This window comes from Klebsiella sp. OBRC7 (assembly GCF_000293135.1).
In the GTDB taxonomy this organism is placed as follows: domain Bacteria; phylum Pseudomonadota; class Gammaproteobacteria; order Enterobacterales; family Enterobacteriaceae; genus Klebsiella; species Klebsiella michiganensis.
Genome location: NZ_ALNJ01000120.1, coordinates 30,174 through 55,422, shown reverse-complemented (window position 1 = coordinate 55,422; position 25,249 = coordinate 30,174). Strand labels below are relative to the sequence as shown.

19 protein-coding genes are annotated in these 25,249 nt (G+C 59.5%); 9 read left to right on the top strand and 10 right to left on the bottom strand.

The window, feature by feature from the left end; all coding sequences use genetic code 11:
* Nucleotide 1: 1 nt before the first annotated feature.
* Genes HMPREF1144_RS23335 through HMPREF1144_RS23325 form a run of 3 tightly spaced genes read right to left on the bottom strand, consistent with a single transcriptional unit; the run spans nucleotide 2 to nucleotide 3,534 of the window.
* Nucleotides 2–895, bottom strand: a complete 894-nt coding sequence (locus HMPREF1144_RS23335; protein WP_009654149.1) for an ABC transporter permease — start codon at nucleotides 893–895, stop codon at nucleotides 2–4.
* Nucleotides 896–897: 2 nt separating this feature from the next.
* Complete coding sequence (locus HMPREF1144_RS23330) at nucleotides 898–1,851, bottom strand: ABC transporter permease (protein WP_009654143.1); 954 nt, start codon at nucleotides 1,849–1,851, stop codon at nucleotides 898–900.
* A gap of 18 nt (nucleotides 1,852–1,869) precedes the next feature.
* Complete coding sequence (locus HMPREF1144_RS23325) at nucleotides 1,870–3,534, bottom strand: ABC transporter substrate-binding protein (protein ID WP_004848585.1); 1,665 nt, start codon at nucleotides 3,532–3,534, stop codon at nucleotides 1,870–1,872.
* 325 nt (nucleotides 3,535–3,859) lie between these two features.
* On the opposite strand from HMPREF1144_RS23325, the gene HMPREF1144_RS23320 reads away from it, so the two are divergent.
* Both HMPREF1144_RS23320 and HMPREF1144_RS23315 read left to right on the top strand, forming a co-directional pair.
* A complete protein-coding gene (locus HMPREF1144_RS23320; RefSeq protein WP_009654138.1) occupies nucleotides 3,860–4,975 on the top strand; it encodes a YbdK family carboxylate-amine ligase in 1,116 nt (371 codons plus the stop codon).
* 51 nt (nucleotides 4,976–5,026) lie between these two features.
* Nucleotides 5,027–5,746, top strand: coding sequence for a phosphodiester glycosidase family protein (locus HMPREF1144_RS23315; protein WP_004848582.1), 720 nt, complete (start codon nucleotides 5,027–5,029; stop codon nucleotides 5,744–5,746).
* Between the two features lie 518 nt (nucleotides 5,747–6,264).
* Here the strand turns inward: HMPREF1144_RS23315 and HMPREF1144_RS23310 are convergent.
* The 3 genes from HMPREF1144_RS23310 to HMPREF1144_RS23300 all read right to left on the bottom strand — a co-directional run bounded on the left by HMPREF1144_RS23310 (nucleotide 6,265) and on the right by HMPREF1144_RS23300 (nucleotide 13,243).
* Entirely contained in the window at nucleotides 6,265–9,357 is a 3,093-nt protein-coding gene (locus tag HMPREF1144_RS23310; RefSeq protein ID WP_009654154.1) for an efflux RND transporter permease subunit, read from the bottom strand.
* Between the two features lie 10 nt (nucleotides 9,358–9,367).
* Nucleotides 9,368–10,450, bottom strand: a complete 1,083-nt coding sequence (locus HMPREF1144_RS23305) for an efflux RND transporter periplasmic adaptor subunit (RefSeq protein ID WP_009654125.1) — start codon at nucleotides 10,448–10,450, stop codon at nucleotides 9,368–9,370.
* Between the two features lie 69 nt (nucleotides 10,451–10,519).
* On the bottom strand, nucleotides 10,520–13,243 hold the full coding sequence (locus HMPREF1144_RS23300; protein WP_004848577.1) for a cation-transporting P-type ATPase: 2,724 nt from the start codon (nucleotides 13,241–13,243) through the stop codon (nucleotides 10,520–10,522).
* A gap of 492 nt (nucleotides 13,244–13,735) precedes the next feature.
* Here HMPREF1144_RS23300 and HMPREF1144_RS23295 point away from each other — a divergent pair, with 492 nt between their 5' ends.
* Entirely contained in the window at nucleotides 13,736–13,984 is a 249-nt protein-coding gene (locus HMPREF1144_RS23295; protein WP_004848573.1) for a DUF1158 domain-containing protein, read from the top strand.
* On the opposite strand, the gene HMPREF1144_RS23290 is transcribed toward HMPREF1144_RS23295, so the two are convergent.
* Nucleotides 13,913–15,535, bottom strand: a complete 1,623-nt coding sequence (locus HMPREF1144_RS23290; protein ID WP_009654155.1) for an alpha/beta hydrolase-fold protein — start codon at nucleotides 15,533–15,535, stop codon at nucleotides 13,913–13,915. The genes HMPREF1144_RS23295 and HMPREF1144_RS23290 overlap by 72 nt on opposite strands.
* Nucleotides 15,536–15,688: 153 nt before the next feature.
* Here HMPREF1144_RS23290 and HMPREF1144_RS23285 point away from each other — a divergent pair, with 153 nt between their 5' ends.
* Nucleotides 15,689–17,833 (top strand): TonB-dependent siderophore receptor, encoded by a 2,145-nt coding sequence (locus HMPREF1144_RS23285; protein ID WP_009654134.1) that lies wholly within the window; start codon nucleotides 15,689–15,691, stop codon nucleotides 17,831–17,833.
* Between the two features lie 37 nt (nucleotides 17,834–17,870).
* On the opposite strand, the gene HMPREF1144_RS23280 is transcribed toward HMPREF1144_RS23285, so the two are convergent.
* Nucleotides 17,871–18,212 (bottom strand): RamA family antibiotic efflux transcriptional regulator, encoded by a 342-nt coding sequence (locus HMPREF1144_RS23280; protein ID WP_004848570.1) that lies wholly within the window; start codon nucleotides 18,210–18,212, stop codon nucleotides 17,871–17,873.
* Nucleotides 18,213–18,244: 32 nt separating this feature from the next.
* On the bottom strand, nucleotides 18,245–19,345 hold the full coding sequence (locus HMPREF1144_RS23275; RefSeq protein ID WP_009654142.1) for an MBL fold metallo-hydrolase: 1,101 nt from the start codon (nucleotides 19,343–19,345) through the stop codon (nucleotides 18,245–18,247).
* Between the two features lie 190 nt (nucleotides 19,346–19,535).
* Between HMPREF1144_RS23275 and HMPREF1144_RS23270 the strand changes: the two genes are divergently transcribed.
* The 3 genes from HMPREF1144_RS23270 (at nucleotide 19,536) to nfsB (ending at nucleotide 21,257) form a co-directional block, all read left to right on the top strand.
* Nucleotides 19,536–20,117, top strand: a complete 582-nt coding sequence (locus HMPREF1144_RS23270) for a TetR/AcrR family transcriptional regulator (RefSeq protein WP_004848568.1) — start codon at nucleotides 19,536–19,538, stop codon at nucleotides 20,115–20,117.
* The gene (locus HMPREF1144_RS23265; protein WP_004848567.1) at nucleotides 20,117–20,485 is read left to right on the top strand and encodes an MmcQ/YjbR family DNA-binding protein; all 369 of its coding nucleotides are present in this window, start codon (nucleotides 20,117–20,119) and stop codon (nucleotides 20,483–20,485) included. Before HMPREF1144_RS23270 ends, HMPREF1144_RS23265 begins: the two co-directional genes overlap by 1 nt.
* 118 nt (nucleotides 20,486–20,603) lie before the next feature.
* Nucleotides 20,604–21,257: an oxygen-insensitive NAD(P)H nitroreductase gene (gene nfsB / locus HMPREF1144_RS23260; protein ID WP_004848566.1), complete on the top strand. Its 654-nt coding sequence runs from the start codon at nucleotides 20,604–20,606 to the stop codon at nucleotides 21,255–21,257.
* A 264-nt stretch (nucleotides 21,258–21,521) separates the two neighbouring features.
* Here nfsB and HMPREF1144_RS23250 read toward each other — a convergent pair whose 3' ends face one another.
* Complete coding sequence (locus HMPREF1144_RS23250; RefSeq protein WP_009654145.1) at nucleotides 21,522–22,388, bottom strand: helix-turn-helix transcriptional regulator; 867 nt, start codon at nucleotides 22,386–22,388, stop codon at nucleotides 21,522–21,524.
* 109 nt (nucleotides 22,389–22,497) lie between these two features.
* Between HMPREF1144_RS23250 and HMPREF1144_RS23245 the strand changes: the two genes are divergently transcribed.
* Both HMPREF1144_RS23245 and HMPREF1144_RS23240 read left to right on the top strand, forming a co-directional pair.
* The gene (locus tag HMPREF1144_RS23245; protein ID WP_009654135.1) at nucleotides 22,498–23,925 is read left to right on the top strand and encodes an MFS transporter; all 1,428 of its coding nucleotides are present in this window, start codon (nucleotides 22,498–22,500) and stop codon (nucleotides 23,923–23,925) included.
* 77 nt (nucleotides 23,926–24,002) lie between these two features.
* Nucleotides 24,003–25,247, top strand: coding sequence for a mechanosensitive ion channel family protein (locus HMPREF1144_RS23240; RefSeq protein WP_009654157.1), 1,245 nt, complete (start codon nucleotides 24,003–24,005; stop codon nucleotides 25,245–25,247).
* Nucleotides 25,248–25,249 lie beyond the last annotated feature (2 nt).

The window sequence follows — 25,249 nt, the reverse complement described above, 5'->3', positions numbered from 1 at the left end:
CTTACTCCTTAATCGCCATTGCCGCACGCAGGCGGTCCGCGAGGATATTGAACGAAATGGAGGTGATAAAAATCATCAGGCCGGGCAGCGCCGCTACCCACGGCTGGGTATAAATCGCCGTGCGCAGGGTGTTCAGCATCAGCCCCCATTCCGGCTCCGGCGGGCGAACCCCGAGACCGAGAAAAGAGAGCCCGGAGGCAAGGATCATGCACACCGAAATCAGGCCGGTGGAGAAGACGAAAATCGGCCCCAGCACGTTGCCCAGCACCTGGACGCGAATAATGGTGAACGCGCTGGCCCCGGTGGCCCGGGCGGCGTCGATATAGTCCATATGCCGCACCTGCGCGGTGACGCTTTCGGCGATACGCGCCACCTGCGGCACGAACACCAGGGTCAGCGAGAGCAGCGCGTTACCGATGCCCGCCCCCAGCGCGCCAGAGAGCGCGATCGCCAGCAGCACCGAGGGAAAGGCGTAAAACACGTCCACGGTGCGCATAATCAGGGTGTTGGTTTTACCGCCCGCATAGCCGGCGATAATGCCGATCGCCCCGCCGATGAAAAAGGCGAACACCACCGGGACAATCCCCATAAACAGCGACAGCCGGGTGCCGAGAATCAGCCTTGATAGCATATCGCGCCCGAGCTCATCGGAGCCCAGCGGAAAGCCGTCGGCGCCAATCGGTTTGAGGCGTAAAAACATCGACGTTTGGTACGGATCTTTCACGATTAGCCAGGGACCGAACAGCGCCAGCGCCAGCAGGACGAGAATGATCGCGCCGACGAATACGCCGCCCGGGTCGCGCAGCAGGCGGCGAAACACGCCGCGCCAGTAGCCTTGTCGGGCAACCGTCGCGGCAGAGACGGTAATGCCTTTGGTCGTCACGGTATCCACCATCGTCAGCTCCTCTTAATTCGCGGATCGAGACTGGTTTGCAGAATATCCACCAGCAGATTGAGCAGGACAAAGAACAGCGCCAGTACCCAGATGGTGCCCTGCAATAGCGGCAGATCGCGCTGGAAGATAGCGGTGTTCAGCAGCAGACCGGTGCCGGGCCAGGAGAAGACGGTTTCCACCAGAATCGAGCCGCCCATCAGATAGCCGACCTGCAGCCCCATCACCGCCAGCGCGGTCGGGGCGGCGTTTTTCACCACGTGCAGAAAGATCCGCGACTCGTTGAGCCCCCGGGCGCGCAGGCCGATGATAAACTCCTGGCTGAGAATGTCCGCCACCTGCGAGCGAACGGTGCGGGCGATAATGCCTGTCGGGATCACCGACAGCGTGAAGGCCGGCAGCAGCATAAACTGCAGGTGTTCCCAGTTCCACTGCCAACCCACCTCGCCGATTGGCCCGCCGCCGGTCGCCGGCAGCAGCGCGAATTTGACGCTAAAAACGATGACCAGCAGCATCCCCAGCCAGTAGTGCGGCACGCTGACGCCGAACACCGATAGCACCGAGGCCAGACGGTCAATAATGCTGTTACGAAAGTAGCCGGCGACAAAACCGAACAGGCTGCCCAGCGCAAACCCGATCGCCGTCGCCAGCAGCGCCAGACGCAGAGAGTAGGTGACCGCCGTCATCACTTCATCGATGACCGGGCGCCCGGTGGCGACCGACATGCCCAGATCGCCGTGCAGTGCCCGCCATAGCCAGTGCACAAACTGCAGCGGCAGCGGTTTATCAAAGCCGTAGGCCTGCATTAAGGTCTGACGCAGCGATTCCGAAGCGTCCGGCGGCATCACCGATACCAGCGGATCGCCCGGCGCTATCTGCACCAGCATAAAACAGATCACCGCCACCCCGAGCATGGTGGGGACGGCCAGCAGGATGCGATATAGCAGCGTATTGATCATCTCTTGCTCCCGTGTCGATTACTCTTTTTTGCTCACCAGGCTGAGGTCGATAAACCAGCTTTGCGGCTGTACCACACCGGTGACGGCTGGCGATATCGCCCTTGGTCCGACATCGTGGGCGACGAACAGGAACGGCACCTGATCGACCAGCGCGGCGTGCAGTTCACCCGCGGCTTTATCCATTTCAGCCGGGGTAAACGCGTGTTTCACTGCCGCCGCCAGCTTTTCGGTTTCCGGGGTCGAGAAGTAGCCCCAGTTGGTCGCCACCGGCGGGAAGGCCTTCGCGGTGGAGAAGCGGATCATGCCGAAATAGGGATCGTTAACCGCGGCGCTGACGTTGATCGCGTCGATCCCTTTCGCGGAGGGATCTTTCGCCCCGAGGCGCCAGTTGGTAAACAGGGTGTTCCATTCGTTGACCTTAATATCGACGTTAAAGAAGCAGCTTTTCAGGCTCTGCTGGATGTACTCATTCATCGGCAGCGGCTGCATCTGCCCGGAGCCGGAGGCCGAGGTGGCGACCGTGACGTGCAGCGGTTTCCCGGCGCTATACCCGGCTTCGGTCATCAGCTTACGGGCGGTATCCGGGTCATATTTTATCTGGAAGGTGGGTTTACCGTGCCACGGGCTGCCGGCCTCGTAGACGCCGGTCGCTTCGGTCATATAGCCGCCGAGATAGCTTTTGAGCTCCGCGCGGTTCAGGCACAGGTTGGCGGCTTTGCGCACGCGAATATCTTTCCACGGCGAGCCCTCTTCGAAGGAGAACTGCCACGGCCACAGGTGCGGCTGGGTGTTGGCGTAGATTTTAAAGCCCTGGGCTTTTATCTGATCGACCGCGTCCGGGGCAGGGGCTTCGATCCAGTCCACCTGCTTCGAGAGCAGCGCCGCCGTGCGGGCGTTAGCTTCCGGCAGCGGGATCAGCACCACTTTGTCCACTCGCGGAATGCGATCTTTGTTCCAGTAATCGGGGTTTTTATCGAGGATCAGCTGCTGGCGGGGAACCAGTTTTTCCATTTTGAACGGACCGCTGCCCACCGCGTGGGCGGCGAACTCGGTCCACGCCTGCTTACTGCGCGCGGCGGCATCGCCGGCGTTTGCCGGCACCGCGTCATACAGCTTCTGCCACGCCGTCGGCGAAACGATAAACAGGTTGGTAAGGTTATACGGCAGCAGCGCGTCCGGTTCGGAGGTGATCAGCGCCACGGTGTGGTCGTCAATCTTTTCCGCGCCGGTCAGGGTCGGCATGCGTGAGAGGGTGTTGCCTATCTGGCCCGGGGCGTACTGCGGCGCGGCTTTATTCAGCACCTTATCCACGTTCCAGACGATGGCATCGGCGTTGACCGTTGAACCATCGTGAAACTTAACGCCCGGGCGCAGGGTGAAAATCCAGCGGCTTTGATTTTGCGGGTCAACGTGCCACTCTGTCGCCAGCCCCGGCACCAGGCCGCTGGGCTTTTCTCCCTGTGAGAGATCCCATTCAACGAGGGCGTCGTAGAGCGGAATGCCGGTGAAGCGGTTGCCCTCAAAGCCCTGATCGGGCTGTCCGAGGGTCAACGGGATATCGGCGGCGGTCATGGCGATCCGCAGGGTTGAAGCCTGAGTCGGCACAGAGGCAAACAGCGCCAATGCCCCGCTAACAGCAACGGCGAGATGGCGTTTACGCGAGAATAATTTTTTCTTCAGCATCACATTGTCCCTGTTAAATAAAAGTCGCTATTTAACAGGCAAGATACATACCAGTTCTGAACGCGCGGAAAATAAGTGTGAAATGGCTTATAAAATAAGAATGACTTATAATATCCATATGGTTTTACTTGAAAAAATAAAATCACCTTATCTTTTTGCACCACCGGCGGGAATTCTGTTGCAGGATTGCACCAGCCTTAATTTTTACGGCAAGGAATAATCACGCGGCGTCACTTTTTATAAAATAAATTCATAATCTTCGGTAAATCATCAGTTTGAGGCGTTGTCTTCTATACTTTCTGATAATGAGAAAGAGGGAGTCGCCATGCCGTTACCTGATTTTCACCGATCCGAGCCGTTTACCCTCGGCATCGAGCTTGAGCTCCAGGTCGTCAACCCGCCGGGCTTTGATTTAAGCCAGGACTCTTCCGCGCTGATTGACGAAGTCCAGGGCACGCTGAAAGCGGGCGAGGCCAAGCATGACATTACCGAAAGCATGCTGGAGATCGCCACCGGCGTCTGCCGCGATATCCACCAGGCTACGGCGCAGCTGAGCGCGATTCAACAGGCGGTGCTGCGCGCCGCCGCCCGCCATCATGTGCAGATCTGCGGCGGCGGAACGCATCCGTTCCAAAGCTGGCAGCGCCAGCAGATCAGCGATAACCCGCGCTACCTGAAAACCGTCGAGCACTTTGGTTACCTGGCGAAGCAGGCGACGATCTTCGGCCAGCACGTGCACGTGGGGTGTCAAAATGGCGATGATGCCATCTATCTTCTGCACGGCCTGTCGCGCTTTGTACCGCATTTTATCGCGCTGAATGCGGCATCGCCCTGGCTCGACGGGACCGATAGCGGCTTTGCCTGCTCGCGGCTTAACCTGTTTGCCGCCTATCCTGATAACGGCCCGATGCCGTGGGTGAATAACTGGCAGGCTTTTACCGGTCTGTTTCGCCGTCTTAGCTATACCAGCATGATCGACAGCATGAAGGATCTGCACTGGGATATTCGCCCCAGCCCGCGCTTTGGTACCGTCGAGGTCCGGGTGATGGATACGCCGCTGACGATTGCTCAGGCGGTGAATATCGCCGGGTTTATTCAGATCATCGCCTGCTGGCTGCTGACGGAGCGGCCGTTTAAGCATCAACCCGAGGATTATCTGCTCTACCCCTTCAACCGCTATCAGGCCTGCCGCTACGGGCTCGATGGGATCAATACCGATGTTAACGGCGGCGAACAACGAACATTGCGCGAAGAAATTTTACAGCTGGCGGATAGGCTGGTCCCCAGCGCCCACAAGCTGAATGCCGGCAGCGCGCTGGAAGCGATTGTGCGCCAGGCGAAGCAGGATCGCAGCGAGCCGCAGCAGATGCGCGAGTTTGTCGCCAACGGCGGTTCATTAATCGGGCTGGTACAAAAGCACTGCGAAATCTGGACGGCGTAGCGGCGATAAAACGCTATACTGCACGCTTTCGTCGTCTGTCTGGAACCTGTCGTGCGCTTTTTCTCTCTTCTTCCGCTGCTGCTGTTATCCCTGCCCGCTTTCGCCAGCGGGAAGTGCTCGCTGACCGACCCGTCGCTGACGCTGCAAAGCTATACCGCCGATCCGCAGCGCGAGCGCATCGTGATGTACTGGCAAAAAGAGGACGGCAAAGCCTGGGGATCGCTGCGCGCCCTGCTGGCGGATATCGACCACAACGGACAGGTACAGATGGCGATGAACGGCGGAATTTATGATAAAGCCTACGCGCCGCTGGGGCTGTATATCGAGAAAGGCAGACAGCTGACCCCGCTTAACCGCGCTTCCGGCGGCGGCAACTTTTTTATTCGTCCCGGCGGGGTGTTTTATCTGCGCGGGCAAAACGCGGGGATTGTCAGCATCGATAAATTCAGGCCGTCGCCGGCCATCCGCTACGCCGTGCAGTCCGGGCCGATGCTGATTGAAAACGGCAAGATCAACTGGCGGCTAAAGCCGTCCGCCAGCTCGCGCAAGCTGCGTAACGGCGTGGGCATCACCGGCGATGGCAAAGTGGTCTTTATGCTCAGCGAGCGCGAAACCAATTTCTATGATTTTGCCTGCTACGCGCAGTCCAGGCTCAACGTGCGCCAGATGCTCTATCTCGACGGCACCATTTCGAAGATGTACCAGAAAGGCGGCAGCGTGCCGTGGCAGTACCATCCGTTCGTCACCATGATCGCGGTGGAGAGCAGGTAGTCGGCATAACATCGTTTGCGGGGAGTAGCTCGGCCCCGGGGAGATTTTCATGCCGCTGCGGATATGTCTCTGAAACAACGTGATATGCAGCGATGCCCTGGTGCCCGCTGAAATCGGTGAACCGGAGGCCTGAAGACAAGGGCTGGCCGCCAGGGATGGCGGACAGAGGCGAATCGAGACACGACAAAATTGCCTGGAGCAATTTTGAACAGCGCTTGCGCTGGCCCCGTAGGGGCGAGTCCCAGGGATGGGACGAGTAAGGTCGAGTTGAGCCGACCGCAGGCTGAGGTCCGGGAGGTGAGCGCAGTGCGTAGCACCGATTTCTTTGCGGGACCGCGGGGATTGTAAAGGGGGAGACGGTTTTCTCCCCCTTTACCCGTTCACCTACCACGGTGAGACATTTTCTGCGGAATAATAGTGAACGGAACCCCTACCACACCGTCCCGGAGGCGGCGCTACCGCGCCTGTCCGGGCTACCAAACCCGCAGCACATCTCCAGACACCAAACCCCAGCCCACCTACATCCGGCGGTGGGCCCACTCGCGCAGCCGCTGGAACAGCACGTACAGCGACGGAATAAACAAAATGCCGATTACCGTCGCCACCAGCATACCGCTGAACACCGTGGTGCCGATAATCCGCCGGCTCTGCGCCCCGGCGCCGGTAGCGAGCATCATCGGCACAATGCCAATGATAAAAGAGACCGCCGTCATCATTACCGCACGGAAGCGGCGGGTCGCCCCTTCGCGGGCGGCGTCGACGATCGACATCCCCTCTTCGCGCTTCGCCCTGGCAAACTCGACGATCAAAATCGCGTTTTTCGCCGCCAGCGCGATCAGCAGCACCAGGCCTATCTGCACGTACACATCGTTGGCGTAACCGGCCCACCAGAGCCACAGCAGCGACCCGCCGATAGCGAATAGCACCGACAGCATCACGCTCGCCGGCAGCGTCCAGCTCTCATACTGGGCGACGAGGAACAGCCACGCCATCGCTACCGCCGCCAGCACAATCCACACCGCCTGGTTACCGGTCTGCTGCTCCTGCCAGGAGATGCCGCTCCAGGCGTAATCATACCCATGCGGCAGGTTCGCTTGTAAAATCTGCTCCATCACCGCCATTGCCGTCCGGCTGCTGACGCCTTCGGCCGCCGACCCGCTCACCGATACCGACGGGAACTGGTTATACTGCTGAATAAACGGCGCGCCCACCGTCGGCGTAATCGTCACCAGATTACTCAGGCGAACCCGCTCGCCGCTGTCGCTGCGCACGTACAGCTCGCTTATCTGCTCTGCCCGCTCGCGCCACTGCATCTCGTTTTGCATCACCACGTGGTAGACACGATTGTTGATGCTGAAATCGCCGGCGCGGGTGCCGCCAAACGCGGTTTGCAGGCTGCTGAAAATCCTCGCCACCGGTACGTTCAGCCGGGCCGCCTGATCGCGATCGACGGTGAGCGTCAGCTGCGGCACGTTGCTGCTCCAGGTGGTAAATACCCGGCTCAGCTGCGGGTACTGATTAGCCATCCGCAGCACCTGATGCGTCACCTGCTCCAGCTCCGCCGGCGATTGTCCGGCCTGGGCCAGAATGCGTAAATTAAACCCGGAGGCGTTACCCAGCCCCGGCAGCGTCGGCGGCGCAAAAGTCATGATCGTCGCCTCCGGTAGCCCCATCAGCTGGCCCTGCACCTTTTCCATCACCGCCTCCAGCGGCGGCCGCTGGTGCCAGTCCTTCAGCATCACCGAGATAAATCCGCCGTTTGAAGCGCTGGTACCGTTGAGAATATTAAAACCGGAGACCTGAATCACATCCTCAACCGCCGGATTCAACAACAGCAGCTCGCGCGCCTGGGCCATCACCGCTTCGGTACGCTCCAGCGAGGCGGCTTCAGGCAGCTGCACGCTGGCAAAGAAGTAGCCCTGATCTTCCTGCGGCAGAAAACCCTTTGGCATGGTGGTAAAGCTAAACACCACCACCCCGGCCGCCGCCATCGTCGCCGCCAGCGCCAGCCAGGGGCGACGATTCATCCTCCCGACCAGACGCCCGTAGCCATCGCGCACCGTATCCAGACCGCGGTTAAAACCGCGCCAGATGGCGGCTGGCTGCTGCGGCCGCGGACGCAGCAGCAGCGCGCACAGCGCGGGCGTCAGGGTCAGCGCCACCACGCTCGACAGCGTCACCGCCGTCGATAAGGTCACCGCAAACTGGCGATACAGCTCGCCGACGATCCCCGGCAGCATCGCTACCGGCACAAACACCGCCAGCAGCACCAGGGTGGTGGCGATCACCGGCCCGGCGATTTGCCGCAGCGCCTCGGCGGTCGCGGCGCCGCGATCCAGCCCCTCCGCCATTTTGGTTTCCACGCTCTCCACCACCACGATGGCGTCATCCACCACCATCGTCAGGGCGAGAATAATCGCGAACAGGCTCAGGGTATTGGCGCTGTAGCCCAGCGCATAAAGCACGGCAAAGGTGCCGATAAGCGACACCGGGATCGCCAGCGCGACAATCAGCGTTGCCCGCCAGCTCTGGAGGAACAGCGAGACCACCACCACCACCGCCAACAGGGTCAGCCCCAGCGACACGCCGATCTCTTTGATCGTCGCCGCCACAAAGCGGGTGGTATCAAACTTCACTTCCCAGGTGAGATCCGCCGGGAAACGCGCGTGCAGCCGGGTCAACTCAGCGCGCACCGCGCTGGCGACCTGCAGGGCGTTGGCGGTGGGCGTCGGATAGATACCGAGATAGGCGGAATCTTTACCGTTGAGCTGCGCGCCGGAGCTGTAGCTGCGCGCGCCCAGCTCAATGGTCGCCACGTCAGACAGGCGTACCAGCTGGCCGCGTTCCCCGCTGCGAACCACAATTTGCCCGAAGCCGGCGGCGTCGCTGAGTCGCCCGATACCGTTGATGGTCAGCGTCTGCTGCTGGCCGTTAAATACCGGCGGCGTCCCCACCTGCCCCGCCGCGCCCTGTACGTTCTGCTCGCGCAGCGCCTGGGCAATATCGTCGGTTGTGATATTCAGCGCGTTCATGCGGTCGGGGCGCAGCCAGATGCGCATGCTGTAGTCGCGCGCGCCGAACATCTGCACTTCCCCGACGCCGGGTAGACGCGCCAGCGCCTCGCGCACCTGAGTGCTGGCGTAGTTGCTGACAAACAGCGGCGATAGCGTGCCGAGCGGCGAATAGAGACTCACGCCCATCAGCAGGTTCGTCGCCCGCTTACGCACCTGCACGCCGTTCTGCTGCACGTCGGCAGGCAGCTGCGCCACCGCCTGCGACACGCGGTTCTGCACATCGATCGCGGCTAAATCGGCATCGGTCCCGGCGGCAAAAGTCAGGCTCAGGCTGTAGGTCCCCTCATCGGAACTGGTGGACTCCATATAGAGCATATGATCGACGCCGTTGAGCTGGGTCTCCAGCGGCGCGGCAATGGCTTCCGCCACGTCCGCCGCGCTGGCGCCCGGCCAGCTGGCGCTAACGTTGATGACCGGCGGCGTAATCTGCGGATACTGCTCGACCGGGATCAGCTTCAGCGAGACCGCGCCGACAAAGGTCATCAGCAGCGCAATCACCATCGCAAAGCGCGGGCGACGGATAAAAAATGTGAGCATCGCCTCTCCCTTATTCACTCAGAAGCTGAACGGCCGCGCCGTCACGCAGGCGCTGGGCGCCTTCCGTCACTACGCGCTCCCCCGCTTTCAGGCCATCGGCCACCACGAAGCTCTGGCCATGCTGACCGGCGGGCGCTATACGGCGCATCGTCACGGTGTTGTCCGCCGTCAGCACCCAGCTGTAAAAGCCCTGCGCATCCTGCTGTAGCGCAGAGGCTGGGATCATCGGGCTCTCCTTAAGCTGCTGCGGCCGGAAGAAAACCGTGACGTTGCCGCCGGGCAGCAGACGGTGCTGCGGGTTAGCGAATTCAGCGCGCAGCGCCACGCTGGCGGTGCGGCTATCAATACGGTTATCGACGGAGGTCAGGGCGCCGTCTTCACGCCGCCCATCGACATCCACCTGCGCCAGCCACGCCTGCTTCAGCGCGGCGATATCCGTGTGCTGTCCCGCTTTCGCGAAAAAGGCGGTTTCATCCAGCGAGAACGCCACGCGAATGGGATCAAGCTGGACCACATCGACCAGCACGCCGCTGGCGGGATTCACCAGACCGCCGACGTGAAAAGGACTATGGCCGACGCGCCCGGTGACCGGCGAGGTAATGCGGGTGTAGCCGAGCGTAATCTGCTGGGCGGCAATGCGCGCCCGGGCCTGTTCCACGGCGGCGGCGGCGACATCGCGCTGCATCTGCGCGGTGTCTACGTCGTTGCGGCTGATTGCGTGGTTATTTTTCAGCTGCTGGTAGCGGCTCAGCAGCTGCTGGGCCTGGCGTAGCGAAGCCTGCGCGCTCTTCAGTTCAGCCTGGGCCAGCGCCAGCGCGGCTTTCGGCTGGGCGTCATCCAGCGTAAACAGCGGATCGCCCTGGTTGACATACTGCCCATCCTGGAAGTGGCGCTGCACAATCTTTCCTTCGGTGCGGGCGCGAATATCGACGGAGTGAATGGCCTCGACGCGGCCGGAGATTTGCCGTTCATCGGCATGCGACGCGTGTTCCACGGTGGCGACGCGCACCGGAACGGCCGGCGCGGCGGCGGCGGTGAGCGCGTAGCCTGCCAGGCCGCAGGCCAGCAGGGCGGAGCGGATAATCTTGTTCATGGGGAATTCCTTACGACGATGCGGCGTCCCTCCCCCGCAGGAGAAGGGACGCCGTGCGGGTCAGACACGCTATGCGGCTTTGCGGAAACGACGGGTCAGGCGCTTCTCAACTTCCACCACCAGGAACATCGCGATACCGATGACCAGCGTGATGAACCAGTAGCGCAGCGGCAGCCCTTCGGTGCCAAACATCGTCTGCATCACCGGTACGTAGATGATGGCCAGCTGCATCAGCAGCAGCACGCCGCTCACCAGCCAGATGCCTTTGTTGCGCAGCAGTCCCATGTTCAGCGAGAAGCTGTCGCTGCTGCGGCAGTTAATCATGTACACCCACTGTGCGGTGACCAGCATCTGCAGCAGGACGGTGCGGATAAACTCCGGACTGTGGCCGCGCGGTGCCAGCCAGGCTTCAAGCATAAAAGCGGCGACGGCGATCATGGTGCCGACGAAGGCGACGCGCCAGACGGCGAAGGCGTCCATAACGTGCTGGCCGGTTTTACGCGGCGGACGGTTCATGGCGTTGCGCTCTGCGGCTTCAAACGCGAGGCCGAAGGAGAGCGTCGCGGAGGTGGCCATGTTCATCCACAGAATCAGCACCGGCGTCAGCGGAATGATGTTCCCCGCCAGCAGGGCGATGATAATCAGCAGCCCCTGTGCCAGGTTGGTCGGCATGATGAACAGAATGGTCTTCTTCAGGTTGTCGTAGACCCGACGCCCCTCTTTGACCGAACTGGCGATGGTGGCAAAGTTGTCGTCGGTCAGGACCATGTCGGCAGCCTCTTTGGTCACCTCGGTGCCTTTAATCCCCATGGCTATCCCGACGTCGGCCTGGCGCAGCGCCGGGGCGTCGTTGACGCCGTCGCCGGTCATGCCAACCACTTCACCGTTATCCTGCAGCGCTTTCACCAGGCGCAGCTTGTGCTCCGGGCTGGTACGGGCAAAGATATCGTACTCAACGGCGGCTTTCGCCAGCTCGGCGTCGTCCATGTGCTCCAGCTGATAGCCGGTCATCGCCTGGCGGCTGTTGGTGATCCCCAGCATCTGGCCAATGCTCATCGCCGTCTGCGGGTGGTCGCCGGTAATCATCTTCACGCGGATCCCCGCGTTCTGGCAGGCGTGGATAGCGTCAATCGCTTCCGGACGCGGCGGATCCATCATTCCGGCAATGCCGAGGAAGACCAGACCTTCGCGCAGATCGTCGTGGGTCAGCGTGGTGCTGCCGACGGTGGCCGGTTTGTAGGCGGCGGCGACCATACGCAGGCCCTGGCGGGCAAAGCGCGCCATCTCCTCTTCCCAGTACTGCGGCTCAAACGGCACCGCCCCCTGCTTGCTCAACTGCTGGCGGCACAGGGCAAAAATCACGTCCGGTGCGCCGGTAATCAGCACCTGCTCGACGTCGCCCATTTTCTGGTGGGTCGCCATGTACTTGTACTGCGAGTCGAACGGTATCTTCGCCACCAGGCGGGCATCGACGGGCGCAAGCTGCGCTTTCGCCGCCAGCACCTTCAGCGCCCCTTCGGTCGGCCCGCCGGTAATGCCCCACAGGCCGCGCTCGTCCTGAATCATCTGGCTGTCGTTACACAGGTCGATGGTGCGCAAATAGGTTTCCAGCACGCTGCCCGCTTTAATCTGCACCGGCTCGTTGCTGCCTTCCAGGCAGATGTTACCCTGAGGCTCGTAGCTGTCGCCCTCGACGCGGTAGCAGCAGTCGGCGGTGATGATCGCTTTGACGGTCATCTCGTTCATCGTCAGGGTGCCGGTTTTATCCGAGCACACTACGGTCATGGCGCCCAGGGTTTCCACCGTCGGCAGCTTGCGGATAATCGCCCGCTGACGCGCCATCGCCTGTACGCCCAGAGAGAGAATAATCGAGATAATCGCCGGTAAGCCTTCCGGCACGGCGGCCACCGCCAGGCTAATCAGGGAGAGCAGCAGCTCGCCGAGAGGAATGTCGCGCAGCGCAAGGCTGAAGACGAACAGCGCGGCCATCATCGCCAGGATGATAACGAAAATCGCTTTACCGAGCTTATCCATCTGCACCAGCAGCGGCGTGCGGTGCTTCTCAATGCCCGCCATCATCTGGTTGATGTGACCGAGCTCGGTCTCCTGACCGGTTGCGGTCACCACGCCAACGCCGCCGCCGGCGCTGATGGTGGTGCCGGAGAAGAGCATATTGGTACGGTCGCCCAGCGGCAGTTCGCCTTCCAGCGCATCGGTGGTTTTATCCACCACCGTCGACTCGCCGGTGAGAATCGCCTCTTCGACCCGCAGATTATGGCTCTCAATCAGGCGCATATCGGCGGGCACGCGGTCACCCGCGCGCAGTATCACGATATCGCCCGGCACCAGGTCGCGGGTCGGGATGGTTTCATGCTTGCCGCTGCGCTGTACGCGCGCGTCGCTGGAGAGCATATTGCGGATGCCCTGCAGCGATTTTTCAGCGTTGCTCTCCTGGATATGGCCGATCAGGGCGTTGATCACCGTGACGCCAAGGATGACGAGCGTATCGACCCAGTGACCCATGACCGCGGTGAGCGCGGCGGCGGCCAGCAGGACAAAAATCAGTACGTCGTTAAAATGGGCAAGGAAGCGCAGCCAGGCCGGCTTGCCTTTTTTCTCCGGCAAGGCGTTGGGGCCGAAGGTTTTCAAACGCTCGGCGGCCTCGGCGGTGCTGAGGCCGTTGGCATGGCTTTTAGTCTGCGCCAGCACCGCATCAACCGTCTGCTGATATGCGCGGCGTGGCGCAGCATCCCCTGAGGGGGTGGTATTATTAGTTTTAATCGCTTTGGTCAAAATATATCTCCCTTAAAATTCCGTGAGGCGGAAAGCCTGGAATCATTCCGGGCCAATGAGAAAAATTTTAAACAGCGGAGATAATTTAAGCTTGCGCAATATTTAATCTCTCGCAAATACAAAATTTGTGGTAAGTTAATTCTATAAATCAACTATTGCAGAATATTAATAAACCAAAACTAAACGAGGTCTACTATGTTTGGAATCTACCGCGGACGCCGTCTGGTACTGTACATCCTGCTGGCCATTATCATCGCTACTTTGGTGGGATATAGCACCTATACTTTTGTAAAAGCGCTGGCTTAATAATGACGTTAATTTACATTGCAATGTAATTAACTTAATCACAAATATTACCAAAATAATTAACATGGGAATAATTGAGGACGTTTAAATATAATATCCAATGCGTATTATGATTACGTACGAAACGATATTGCATTGATTCTCTTTTTACCGGACAATATGTTTTTAACTGATGATTAACAAATAATGAAACATCCGCTAGAAACGCTCCTCAGTGCCGCCGGCATTCTGCTGCTGGCTTTGCTCTCCTGCCTGCTGCTGCCGGCGCCCTCGCTGGGCCTGACGCTGGCGCAAAAGCTGGTTGCGACATTCCATCTGATGGATCTCAACCAGCTTTATACCCTGATCTTTTGCCTGTGGTTTTTAGCGCTGGGCGCGGTTGAATATCTGCTGCTGCGCTGGGTCTGGCGTCGCTGGTTTTCCCTTGAGCGCTAAGCCGGCCAGGTCGCGCATGCCGCTGACCAGCGCTTCGCACCAGGCGGCGTAATCGTGGCCGCTGGAAGAGGGATGGAAGCTCACCGTATACCCCTTCTCTTTTAGCACCCGCTCAAATTCAAGCGTATTGGCATAAATGCCGCCGTCCGGCCCGCTGGTTTCGAATTTCCCCGCCTGCAGCCAGAAGCGCACCGGATAGCGCGGCGACTGCTGGTACTGGCGGGTCAGCCAGCCGGCCTCCTCCCCTTGCGGTGCCCACCAGTATGACCCGGACAGGCTTAATACTTTGCCAAACTGTCGCGGATAGCGCAGCGCTACCCAGGATGCGGCTAGCCCGCCGTAGCTGGAGCCGGCGACCACAGTTTTTTGCCGGCTCAGGCTGAGTCCCTGACGACGCAGCCACGGCAGCAGCTCATGGGCCATAAAATCGGCAAAGTGCGGATTTGGCGGCAGCTCCTTCGCCCGTCGCGGATGATCGAGACTATCGATAAACACCACGTTGATCGGCGGTAGCCGATGGCTGGCTATCAGGGCATCCAGCACGTTAGCGAGGCGGTACTCGTGCTGGTAAGTTTTGCCGTCAAAGAGCAGCAGGGTCCAGCGCGCGGGCTGCGGCAACCGCGGGCGATAAATCAGTACTTCCCGCGTATTTTGCAGAAAGTCACTGCGCAACTGATGGTGGGTTAAGGTTCCGTAGCGTAGCGGCTGCGCCATACGCTGGGCGGTGCAAAAACGCGCGGCGTTGAGGGCCAGCAGAGAGTGGCGATTCCAGCGGTCGCGGGCGGCATTGATGCTGTTCGGGTTGAGCGGGTCAGCCTGGGCGCTGACCAGAATTGCCCGCCGCTGCTCCCGCTCGCTGCCGTTTACCTGCGGCACGTCCGGGGCCAGCTTATACTGCATGAGGGTATCGGCGGGCACCACGTAGCTGCGAAACCAGACGTCAGAATCACCGAGGCGAAACAGCGGATCGTGATCCCCCGCCGGCGAACCCAGAATAAACACGTTGCGGCTCGCTCCACGCCACAGGAAAGTTACCCGCTTATGGCCGGCGTCCACCGGTTCCACCATTGGCGTCCCTTCCCGCTCGCGCTCCTGCCAGAAATGCGTTGTTGAACCTCCCGCCGCCAGTTCACGCTTTAGCCGCTGCAGGCGCGGGCTGACCGGATCCAGCGGCTGAATTTTGGCCAGCGCGGTGGTTTCCCGCATCTGCCACTGAAAGCGCCAGCGCGCCCCCTCTTCGCCGTGCAGCACCAGCGAGGAGGCGCGGTTTACCGGCAGAGAAAATAGCAGGGTTTGCTCGCCGTCCGCCGGACCGCCCGCCAGCAGCGTGCGCAGACGGCGGTTATTGTCATCCAGCAGTCGGGCATCGGTGACGCCGGAGAGGGTCGCCGCGACGTAGTTCTCGCCCAATGTCGGCAGGTCAAAACAGACCTCGCCGCTGGCGTCGAATTTCCCCTCCAGTTCCCCCTGTAACGAAGGAGATTCGCAGTTCATTGCCGCCGCCGGTAGGGTACTCATGCCAATCAGCAGGCCGCTCCACGCCGTCTTCATTAGCCGATAGTTCCTTGTAAGAATTTGTTAATAACGCTAATGCAAATAATAACTATTTGCAATAACATTAACGCCGTTAATGTTAGCCGCCGGTCGATTCCCCTCGACGCGGGCGTTTTTTGATGGCGATTCAACCAAGGATAAAAAATAAACATGTTTAAATATAATAAGATAACAGCTTTCTGGGCCGCGGGCGTTGCGGCATCTCTCTTTGGCGGACCGGCGCTGGCGGCGGAGGAAACGATCGTCGTCACCGCCGGCAGCGGCGAGGATCCCACAGCGCCGCTGAAGGGAATAGTGGCAACAAAAACGCTGTCGGCAACAAAGACCGCCGCGGAAATCGTCAAAACGCCGCAGTCGGTATCGGTGGTCACCCGCGATCAAATGCGGGCGTTGGACGTCACCTCGGTTTCACAGGCGCTGCGCTATAGCGCGGGCGTTTTTACCGAATACCGCGGTTCATCTAACCGCAACGACGAGGTATTCGTACGCGGCTTCAGCTACGTGCCCAAATTCCTCGATGGCCTGAGCTACGGTGCCACCGCCTCGTCACAAACCGGCACTTTCGACCCGTGGCTGCTGGAACGCGTCGAACTGGTGCGCGGCCCGGCCTCGGTGCTGTTTGGGCAGGTCAACCCCGGCGGGCTGATTAGCATGACCAGCAAACGCCCGACCAGCCAGCCGATTCATGAGGTGCAGTTCCGTACCGGTAATAACCATCTCGCCGAAGGAGCTTTCGACATTGGCGGTCCGCTGAGCGATGACGGCCACCTGCTCTATCGGCTGAACGGGATCGCCCGCACCCAGAATAACCAGATCGATGACTATAAAGAGACGCGGATGGCTATCGCTCCCGCCCTCACCTGGTATCCTGGTGACGCCACGCGCTTTACCCTGTTAACCAGCTATCAGAAAGACCCGGACGCCGGCTACCGTAACTTCCTGCCGCGTTACGGTACCGTGGAAAGCGTCGACGGCAGCTATATTCCGCGCGATTTTAACGTCAGCGATCCCAACTACAACCAGTCGTGGCGTGAACAAACGATGATTGGCTATGAATTTGAGCACCAGCTCAACGATACCTTGACTCTGCGCCAGAACGCCCGTTACGCCACCATTAAACAGAAGTATCGCTACCTGGTTTATTCCACCAGCGCCGCCAACAGCTCGGTACTCTCCCGCCGCGCCCAGCATGAACAGCGCCAGACCGATGAGTTTGGCATCGATAACCAGCTTGAAGCGCAGTTTGCCAGCGGTCAGGTGGCGCATACGGTGATTGGCGGTGTGGATTACAAAACCAGTAAGGATAAGCAGTACCTTGGTCGGGCCGGCGGCTCGCAGTACGATATCGACTGGCGCAGCCCGACCTACGGGGTTAGCGTCGATGAAAGCGCCTTCAGTCCCGCCACTAATGAACAGCAAAATCTCGACCAGGCTGGGGTGTATGTTCAGGATCAGCTAAGCTGGCGAAACTGGGAACTGTTAGTTTCCGGGCGCTACGACTGGGCGGAAGTACGCACCACCGATTTTACCGACGCCAGCAGCATCCAGCAGAATGATAATAAGTTCACCTGGCGCACCGGCCTGCTGTACGCCTTTGATTCCGGTCTTTCCCCCTATATCAGCTACAGCACCTCCTTCGAACCTAACCTGCAAACCAACCGCGCGCCGGGCGTCGGACCATTCGATCCCAGCGAAGGCAAACAGGTAGAGGTGGGTCTGAAATACCAGCCTGACCCAAACGCGTTAATGACCCTCGCGCTGTACGATCTGACGCAGAGCAACGTCGCGACCTACAACAGCGCGGCCGGGTGGTTTGAAAACAGCGGTAAAGTGCGCTCGAAAGGCGTTGAAGCGGAAGCGCACGCGACGGTCTTCGATAACCTCAATCTGATCGCGTCTTATACCTATACCGATGCGGAAACCGTCAATACCACCGTCGTCGGTACCGAAGGGAAAACGCCGGCACGCATTCCGACCCATATGGCTTCGGCGTTCACCAGCTATACTCTACCGGACGGCGCGTTAAAAAGCCTGACCGCGGGCGTTGGCGTACGCTATATCGGCACCAGCTACGGCGATGCGAAAAACACGTTTAAGGTACCGGCAGTGGATCTGTACGACGCCATGGTCAGCTATGAGTTAGGCGAGCTGAATTCAAGCCTGAAAGGGGCGAAAGTGCAGTTCAACGTCAACAACCTCGCCAATACCAAATACGTGGCCTCCTGCGCCAGCGATAGCGCCTGCTTCTACGGCATTGGCCGGACGGTGACGGCGACGGTCAACTACGCCTGGTAAGAAAAGCATCCGCCGGTCTTCCCCCGGCGGACGCTTTTCAGTGCGCGCGGCTGTGATTTTCTTTACGGTAGGCACCCGGCGGCTGATTAAACGTGCGGGTGAAGATGCGGGTAAAGGTTTGCTGCGAGTCAAAGCCGTATTTCAGGCAAATATCGTAGACCCGCTGATCGGTATCGCGCAGATCGCGGGCCGCCAGCAGCAGCTTACGCTCGCGGATATAGCGCCCCAGACTCTCCCCTTTATACTGTAAAAACAGTCGTTGCAAATGCCACTTCGAATAACCGGCGTGGCGCGCAATATCGTCAATACGTAGCGGCTGATGCAAATTATCATCAATCCACTCGACGATAGTATCAATGACCTGAGCGGAAATAGTCATATGTCCTCTCTCCTCCTGAACCACTCTCATCGTTAGCGCCACCAGGCGTTAAATGATTGCGTTTTATCGGCGACCCAAACCGGCTCACCCAACATTGGCGTCAGCAGTCGCCACGGTCGCCCTGTGCTGGCCTCCGCCAGCCTTTTGTACGGATCGTCCCATGTATGTTTTGCCAGCACGAAGCGCCCGGCGTGACCCGGCAGCACCGCGCGTGCATGAACATCGTCAGCGGCTTGCGCCGTCTCTTCCGGCATCATGTGGATGTACTTCCAGTCCTGGTCATACTGACCGTTTTCCATGATCGCCAAATCTACTTCGCCAAACTGTTCGCCGATGGCTTTAAAGTGCGGGCCGTAGCCGCTGTCGCCGCTGTAGTAAATTTTCTGCTGCGGGGTAACGAACATAAAGCTGGCCCACAGGGTCTGGTTGCGCTTGAGGCCGCGGCCGGAAAAGTGGCGCGCGGGCAGGACGTGTACCGTCAGCTCATCGCTCACCTGCACCGACTGATTCCAGTCCGCCTCGCTGATTATCGCGCTCTCCATTCCCCAGTAGCGCAGGTGCGACCCCACGCCCAGCGGCGTCACCACGCGCTTGACCTTCGGCATCAGAGCTTTGATGGTGGCGTAATCGAGGTGGTCGTAATGATCGTGCGAGATAATCAGCAGGTCGATCTCCGGCATGCCCTCAGCGTGCCACGGGTAATCCCCGGCAAAGGCCTTATTAATAAACGAGAACGGAGCGGCATAGTTGCTAAATACGGGATCGATCAGGATGCGTTTGCCCGCCAGCTGCAGATACCAGGAGGAGTGACCCAGCCAGACCATCACGTCCTGCCCTGACGGCAAGCCCGCCAGATCGGTGTTCACCAGCGGCAGCGGCTGGGCCGGTCTGGCATTTTCACGTTTGGCGACCAGAAACTCCCACCACGCGGCCAGCATATTTTTTTGCCCGGTAAACCCCGGCGTCGGAAGCTGATTGTGAAACTGACCGTCGTGATAGTGCGGCGACTGCTCCACCAGGCTGAGCTGTGCGCCCTGCGGCGCCTGACCAAATCCGGCATTTAACACAAACGGCAAAGTTGTTGCTGACGCTAATAACATGATGGCGACCACGCTGAAAGTGACACGGTTCATATCCTGACCTGGCGAAATCCTCCTTCCTGGAGGTTTTTGTTATAAGGCTTGATTATGAGTGAGTAAGCACTCATTATTAGGAAGAAGCTGAAAGTCGTCAAGACGATTTTCAAATTTTGACAGACAGCGTTGCAGCGCCCATGCCGGGCGTGCTTAGATCGTGGTTTTATTATGAGTGAGGTAAAGTGTAGTGGCTCGTCCTAAGAGTGAAGATAAAAAGCAAGCGTTACTGGAGGCCGCAACCGCCGCCTTTGCCCAATCGGGAATCGCCGCCTCAACCTCCGCCATCGCCCGCAGCGCGGGGGTTGCCGAGGGTACGCTGTTTCGCTACTTTGCCACCAAGGACGATTTGCTCAACGAGCTTTATCTGACCATAAAAGCAGACCTGGTTCAGACAATGATCGCGGGTCTCAACCCGAACGAGACCCGGCCAAAAGAGAATACGCGCAATATCTGGAATAGCTATATCGGCTGGGGCGTGCGTAACCCCATGGAGCATAAAGCGATTCGCCGGATGGCGCTGAGTGAACGGATCACCGACGAAACACGCAACCGCGTCCAGGAGATGTTTCCCGAGCTCAATGAACTGTGCCAGCGCTCAATCAAACCCGTTTTTCAATCCGATGAGTACCGTACCTTCGGCGATGCGTTGTTTCTTTCGCTGGCCGAAACCACCATTGAATACGCCAGCCACGAGCCGGAGCGAGCCGTCCGTTTTGTCGAGCTGGGCTTTGAAGCTATGTGGCAGGCCCTTGCCGAGGACAATAGCTGATGGATCACCGCTCGCTGCATGACAACGCGCATCGTATCGCGCTGGAGCTCCCCTTTACTGAGCACTGCTGGCCGTTTGGCCCGGAGTACGATGTGTTTAAAGTCGGCGGGAAGATTTTTATGCTCACCGCGACGGTACGCGGCCGCGCGCTGGTCAACCTGAAGTGCGATCCGCAAAAATCGCTGCTTCATCAGACGATTTACCGCAGCATCGAGCCCGGCTATCACATGAACAAAAAGCACTGGATCACCGTGGTTCCCGGCGAGGATATCAGCGTGGATCTGCTGGCGGAGCTGATCGATGATTCGTGGAATCTGATCGTCGATAAACTCAGCAAAAAAGAGCAGCAGCGGCTACGTCCAGGGTGATTTTCAGCGCTGCGCGATAAGTGTTATCGCATTTTTGCCCCTTATCATTTGCCCGCCATCGCTGTACTCTTCCTTCACGAAACGCACCCGCAAGGGGTTGTAAACAGTGAGGAAGAGTATGGATATCGTATCGGTTGCCTTAAAGCGCTACTCCACCAAGGCATTTGACGCCACTAAAAAGCTAACTGCCGAGCAGGCGGAAAACCTGAAAACGCTGCTGCAGTACAGCCCGTCAAGCACCAACTCCCAGCCGTGGCACTTTATCGTTGCCAGCAGCGATGAAGGCAAAGCGCGCGTCGCCAAAGCAGCGAGCGGCACCTATGTGTTTAACGAACGTAAAATTCTTGATGCCTCCCACGTGGTGGTGTTCTGCGCCAAAACCGCAATGGACGACGCCTGGCTCGAGCGCGTGGTCGATCAGGAAGAGGCCGATGGCCGCTTTGCGAACGCCGACGCCAAAGCCGCGAACCATAAAGGCCGCACCTTCTTTGCCGATATGCACCGCAAAGAGCTGCACGACGACGATCAGTGGATGGCGAAGCAGGTTTATCTCAACGTTGGCAATTTCCTGCTTGGCGTCGCGGCCATGGGTCTGGATGCCGTGCCGATTGAAGGTGTCGACTTCGCGATTCTCGATGCCGAATTCGGCCTGAAAGCCCAGGGCTACACCAGCCTGGTGGTGGTACCGGTCGGCCATCATAGCGTCGAAGACTTCAACGCCGCCCTGCCGAAATCACGCCTGCCGCAGGCGACGACCATTACCGAGATTTAATTCTCTGCTTTTCTTTTACGTCAGGATGATCCCCGGATTGCGGCTGTCGCCTTATCCGGGCTACAAAATTACACACTGTGGGTACCCGTAGCCCGGGTAAGGCGCGTCAAGCGCCGCCCCGGGGATAGCCCGCAGTATTTTGCAGCCTGGATACCCCCTCGTGCCAGATGCGCTCCACATAGCGGCCAATGACCGCCAGGCGTTGAGCGTACGCTGAATAATGCGCTGCTCTTTTCGGGCTACGTTCATAAGCATTCCCTGCCGTTAATGTTTTTCCAGCCACGCCAGCGCCCGTTCGCCCATTTCATCCATCGGCAAATAGACCAGCAGGCGCGAGCCGTTGCGCGGGGCCGAGTACCAGTACATCTGCTGCAGGCTGAAGCGTCCGAGCTGCGGATGGTTAAAGTGTTTCACCTGATTTTCCACCCCGCGCACCTCATAGCGCTGATGCCAGAGGGACTCAAACTCCGCCGACGCGGCAAAAAAGCGCGCCAGCTTATTCTCCCACAGCGGATCGCCGCGGTGCTCCGCCATCGCCGCGCGGAAATAGGAGACAAACGTCGCCAGCACATCGCGATTCTCGATGCGGCTGCGCCAGGTTTCATTGGTCAGATACAGATAAATGCAGTTGCGATCCTCTTCCGGAATGGTGGCGAAATCGATGCCCATCAGGCGGCAGAAGCTGTCGTTCCAGGCCACAATATCAAAGCTCGGCTTCTGAATACTGGCGGGCTGCGGCATCAGGCTATCGAGCATCCGCCGGGTGCCGGGGCTGATGCCTTCGCATACCGTGACCTGCGCGGCTTCCGGCGGCGTCAGTCCGGCCAGGACAAACAGGTGTCGGGTCTCCAGCGGGCTGCACTGCAGCGCGTTCGCCACCGACACCAGCACGGCCTCGGACGGATTCACTTCCCGCCCCTGCTCCAGCCAGGTGTACCAGGTGACGCCGACCTCCGCCAGCATCGCCACCTCTTCCCGCCGCAGACCCGGCGTGCGTCGTCGGCCAACGCGCGGCAACCCCAGGCGCTGCGGATCGAGGCTCTCACGCCGGGCGCGCAGAAATGCCCCCAGCTGTTTACGGGCATCATCGGGCGCGGCGATCGTCGATTCACGTTGCGGCATGGTCGTCATAAAACCTCCAGCATGGTAGTGCCAATACCAGTATAAGCAGGAACTGGTACCCGTTTAATTTATCGGTGATGCTACGGCCATCCGCTGAATGACGCAATGGAGAGATCCGATGAATTCGTCTGCTGTTTCACCCGGCCGAGCCGGTTTATTCCTTCTGTTGACCGGCCAGATGCTGCCGCTGATCGACACCTCGATCGCCAACGTCGCGCTGGACTCCATCACCCAGTCGCTGAACGCCAGCGCCACCCAGCTGGAGCTGATCGTCGCGCTGTACGGCGTCGCCTTTGCCGTTTGCCTGGCGATGGGCAGCAAGCTTGGCGATAACTATGGCCGCCGCCGTCTGTTTATGTGGGGCGTGGCGATTTTTGGCGTCGCCTCTCTGCTGTGCGGGATGGCGAACTCCATCACCACGCTGCTGGCGGCGCGCGCGGTCCAGGGCGCCGGCGCGGCCCTGATCGTGCCGCAGATTCTCGCTACGCTGCATATCACCCTCAAAGGCACCGCCCACGCCCGGGCCATAAGCCTGTACGGCGGCATTGGCGGTATCGCCTTTATCGTCGGTCAGATGGGCGGCGGCTGGCTGGTCTCGGCGGATATCGCCGGTTTAGGCTGGCGAAATGCCTTCTTTATTAACGTGCCGATCTGCCTGCTGGTGCTGGCCTTCAGCCCGCGATACGTCCCGGAGACCCGGCGTGAAGCGCATTCGCGCATCGACTGGCAGGGCACCTTCAGCCTTGCGCTAATCCTCTGCTGCCTGCTGTTTCCGATGGCGCTGGGGCCGGAGCTGCACTGGCCGTGGACGCTGCAGCTGATGTTAGCTGCGGTGCTGCCGCTGCTGGTCTGGATGCGGGCCAGCGCGCTGAGCAAACAGCAGCGCGGCGAGCAGCCGCTATTGCCGCCTCGCCTGCTGAAGCTCACCAGCATTCGCTTTGGCATGGCCATCGCCCTGCTCTTTTTCAGCGCCTGGTCCGGGTTTATGTTCTGCATGGCGCTGACCATGCAGGCCGGTCTGGGGATGGCGCCGTGGCAGTCCGGCAACAGCTTTATCGCGCTCGGCGTGGCCTACTTCATCTCCGCGCTGTACGCGCCGAAGCTGATTGCCCGCTACAGCATGGGGCGCATTTTGCTGACCGGCCTGTCGGTGCAGATTGTCGGCCTGCTGCTGCTGAGCGCGACCTTTTATCGCCTTGGTATCCACACCACCACCCTGGCGCTGGTCCCCTCCACGGCGCTTATCGGCTACGGGCAGGCGCTGATCGTCAACAGTTTTTACCGTATCGGGATGCGCGATATCAGCGCCAGCGACGCCGGTGCCGGGAGCGCGATTCTCAGCACTCTGCAGCAGGCGACGCTGGGTCTGGGGCCGGCAATTCTCGGGTCGCTATTCTTAACCCTTGCCCAGCGCAGCGGCGGCGACTATCCCCGGGCGCTGATCGATTTCCTGGCGGTGGAAGTGGTGATGATGCTGGTACTGGGCGCCATCGCGCTGTGGCTACGCCGACACCTTAACGTCCATCCGGCGGTAGCGACGCCATAATTCACATCGGCGTAACCTGCGATTTGCATAATAGACATCCAGCGGTCATCATAACCGCTGGATGTAAAGGAGACGTTATGCAGGAATTCATATCGCAAATCGCCGCATTAGGCATCAAAATTACCCCCACCACCTCACTCATTATTATCTTCGGCATTATTTTTCTGACGGCGATTGTCGTTCATCTTATTCTGCACAAAGTGGTGCTGCGCACCTTCGAAAAGCGGGCGCAGGCCAGCAGCCACCTGTGGCTGCAAATTATTACCCAGAACAAACTGTTTCATCGTCTGGCCTTCACCCTGCAGGGGATTATCGTCAACGTGCAGGCGGTGTTGTGGCTGCAAAAAGGCAGCGAGGCTGCGGAAATCCTCACCACCTGCGCCCAGCTGTGGGTGATGATCTACGCGATGCTGTCCTTCTTTTCGCTGCTGGACGTGGTGTTCAATTTATCGCAGAAATTCGCCACCGCTTCTCAGCTGCCGCTTAAAGGGATATTTCAGGGAATTAAGCTGGTCTGCGCGATTATTGTCGGCATTCTGGTTATCTCCTTACTGATTGGCCAGTCGCCGGCGATTCTGATTAGCGGCCTCGGCGCGATGGCCGCGGTACTGATGCTGGTATTCAAAGATCCTATTCTTGGCCTGGTGGCGGGAATTCAGCTCTCCGCCAACGATATGCTCAAGCTCGGCGACTGGCTGGAGATGCCAAAATATGGCGCCGACGGCGCGGTGATTGACATCGGCCTGACCACGGTGAAGGTGCGCAACTGGGATAACACCATCACCACCATTCCAACCTGGTCGCTGGTTTCCGACTCGTTTAAAAACTGGAGCGGGATGTCGGCATCCGGCGGTCGCCGCATTAAGCGCAGCCTGAATATCGATACCACCAGCATTCATTTTCTTGATGAACAGGAGCAGCAGCGCTTAATTCAGGCCAGACTGCTGAAGCCGTATATGGATTCACGTCATCAGGAAATCAGCCTGTGGAACCAGCAGAACGCCGCCGATCAATCGATACTGAATCAGCGCCGGATGACCAATATCGGCACCTTCCGCGCCTATTTGCAGGAGTATTTGCGTAATCATCCGCGCATCCGCAAAGATATGACGCTGATGGTTCGCCAGCTGGCGCCGGACGCCAGCGGCCTGCCGATTGAGATTTACTGCTTCACCAACACCGTGGTGTGGGCGGAATATGAAAGCATTCAGGCGGATATATTCGATCACGTCTATGCCGTGGTTGACGAATTCGGCCTGCGGATCCATCAGTCCCCTACCGGTAACGACATTCGTTCGCTGGCGGGCGCGGTGTCTCAGTAATA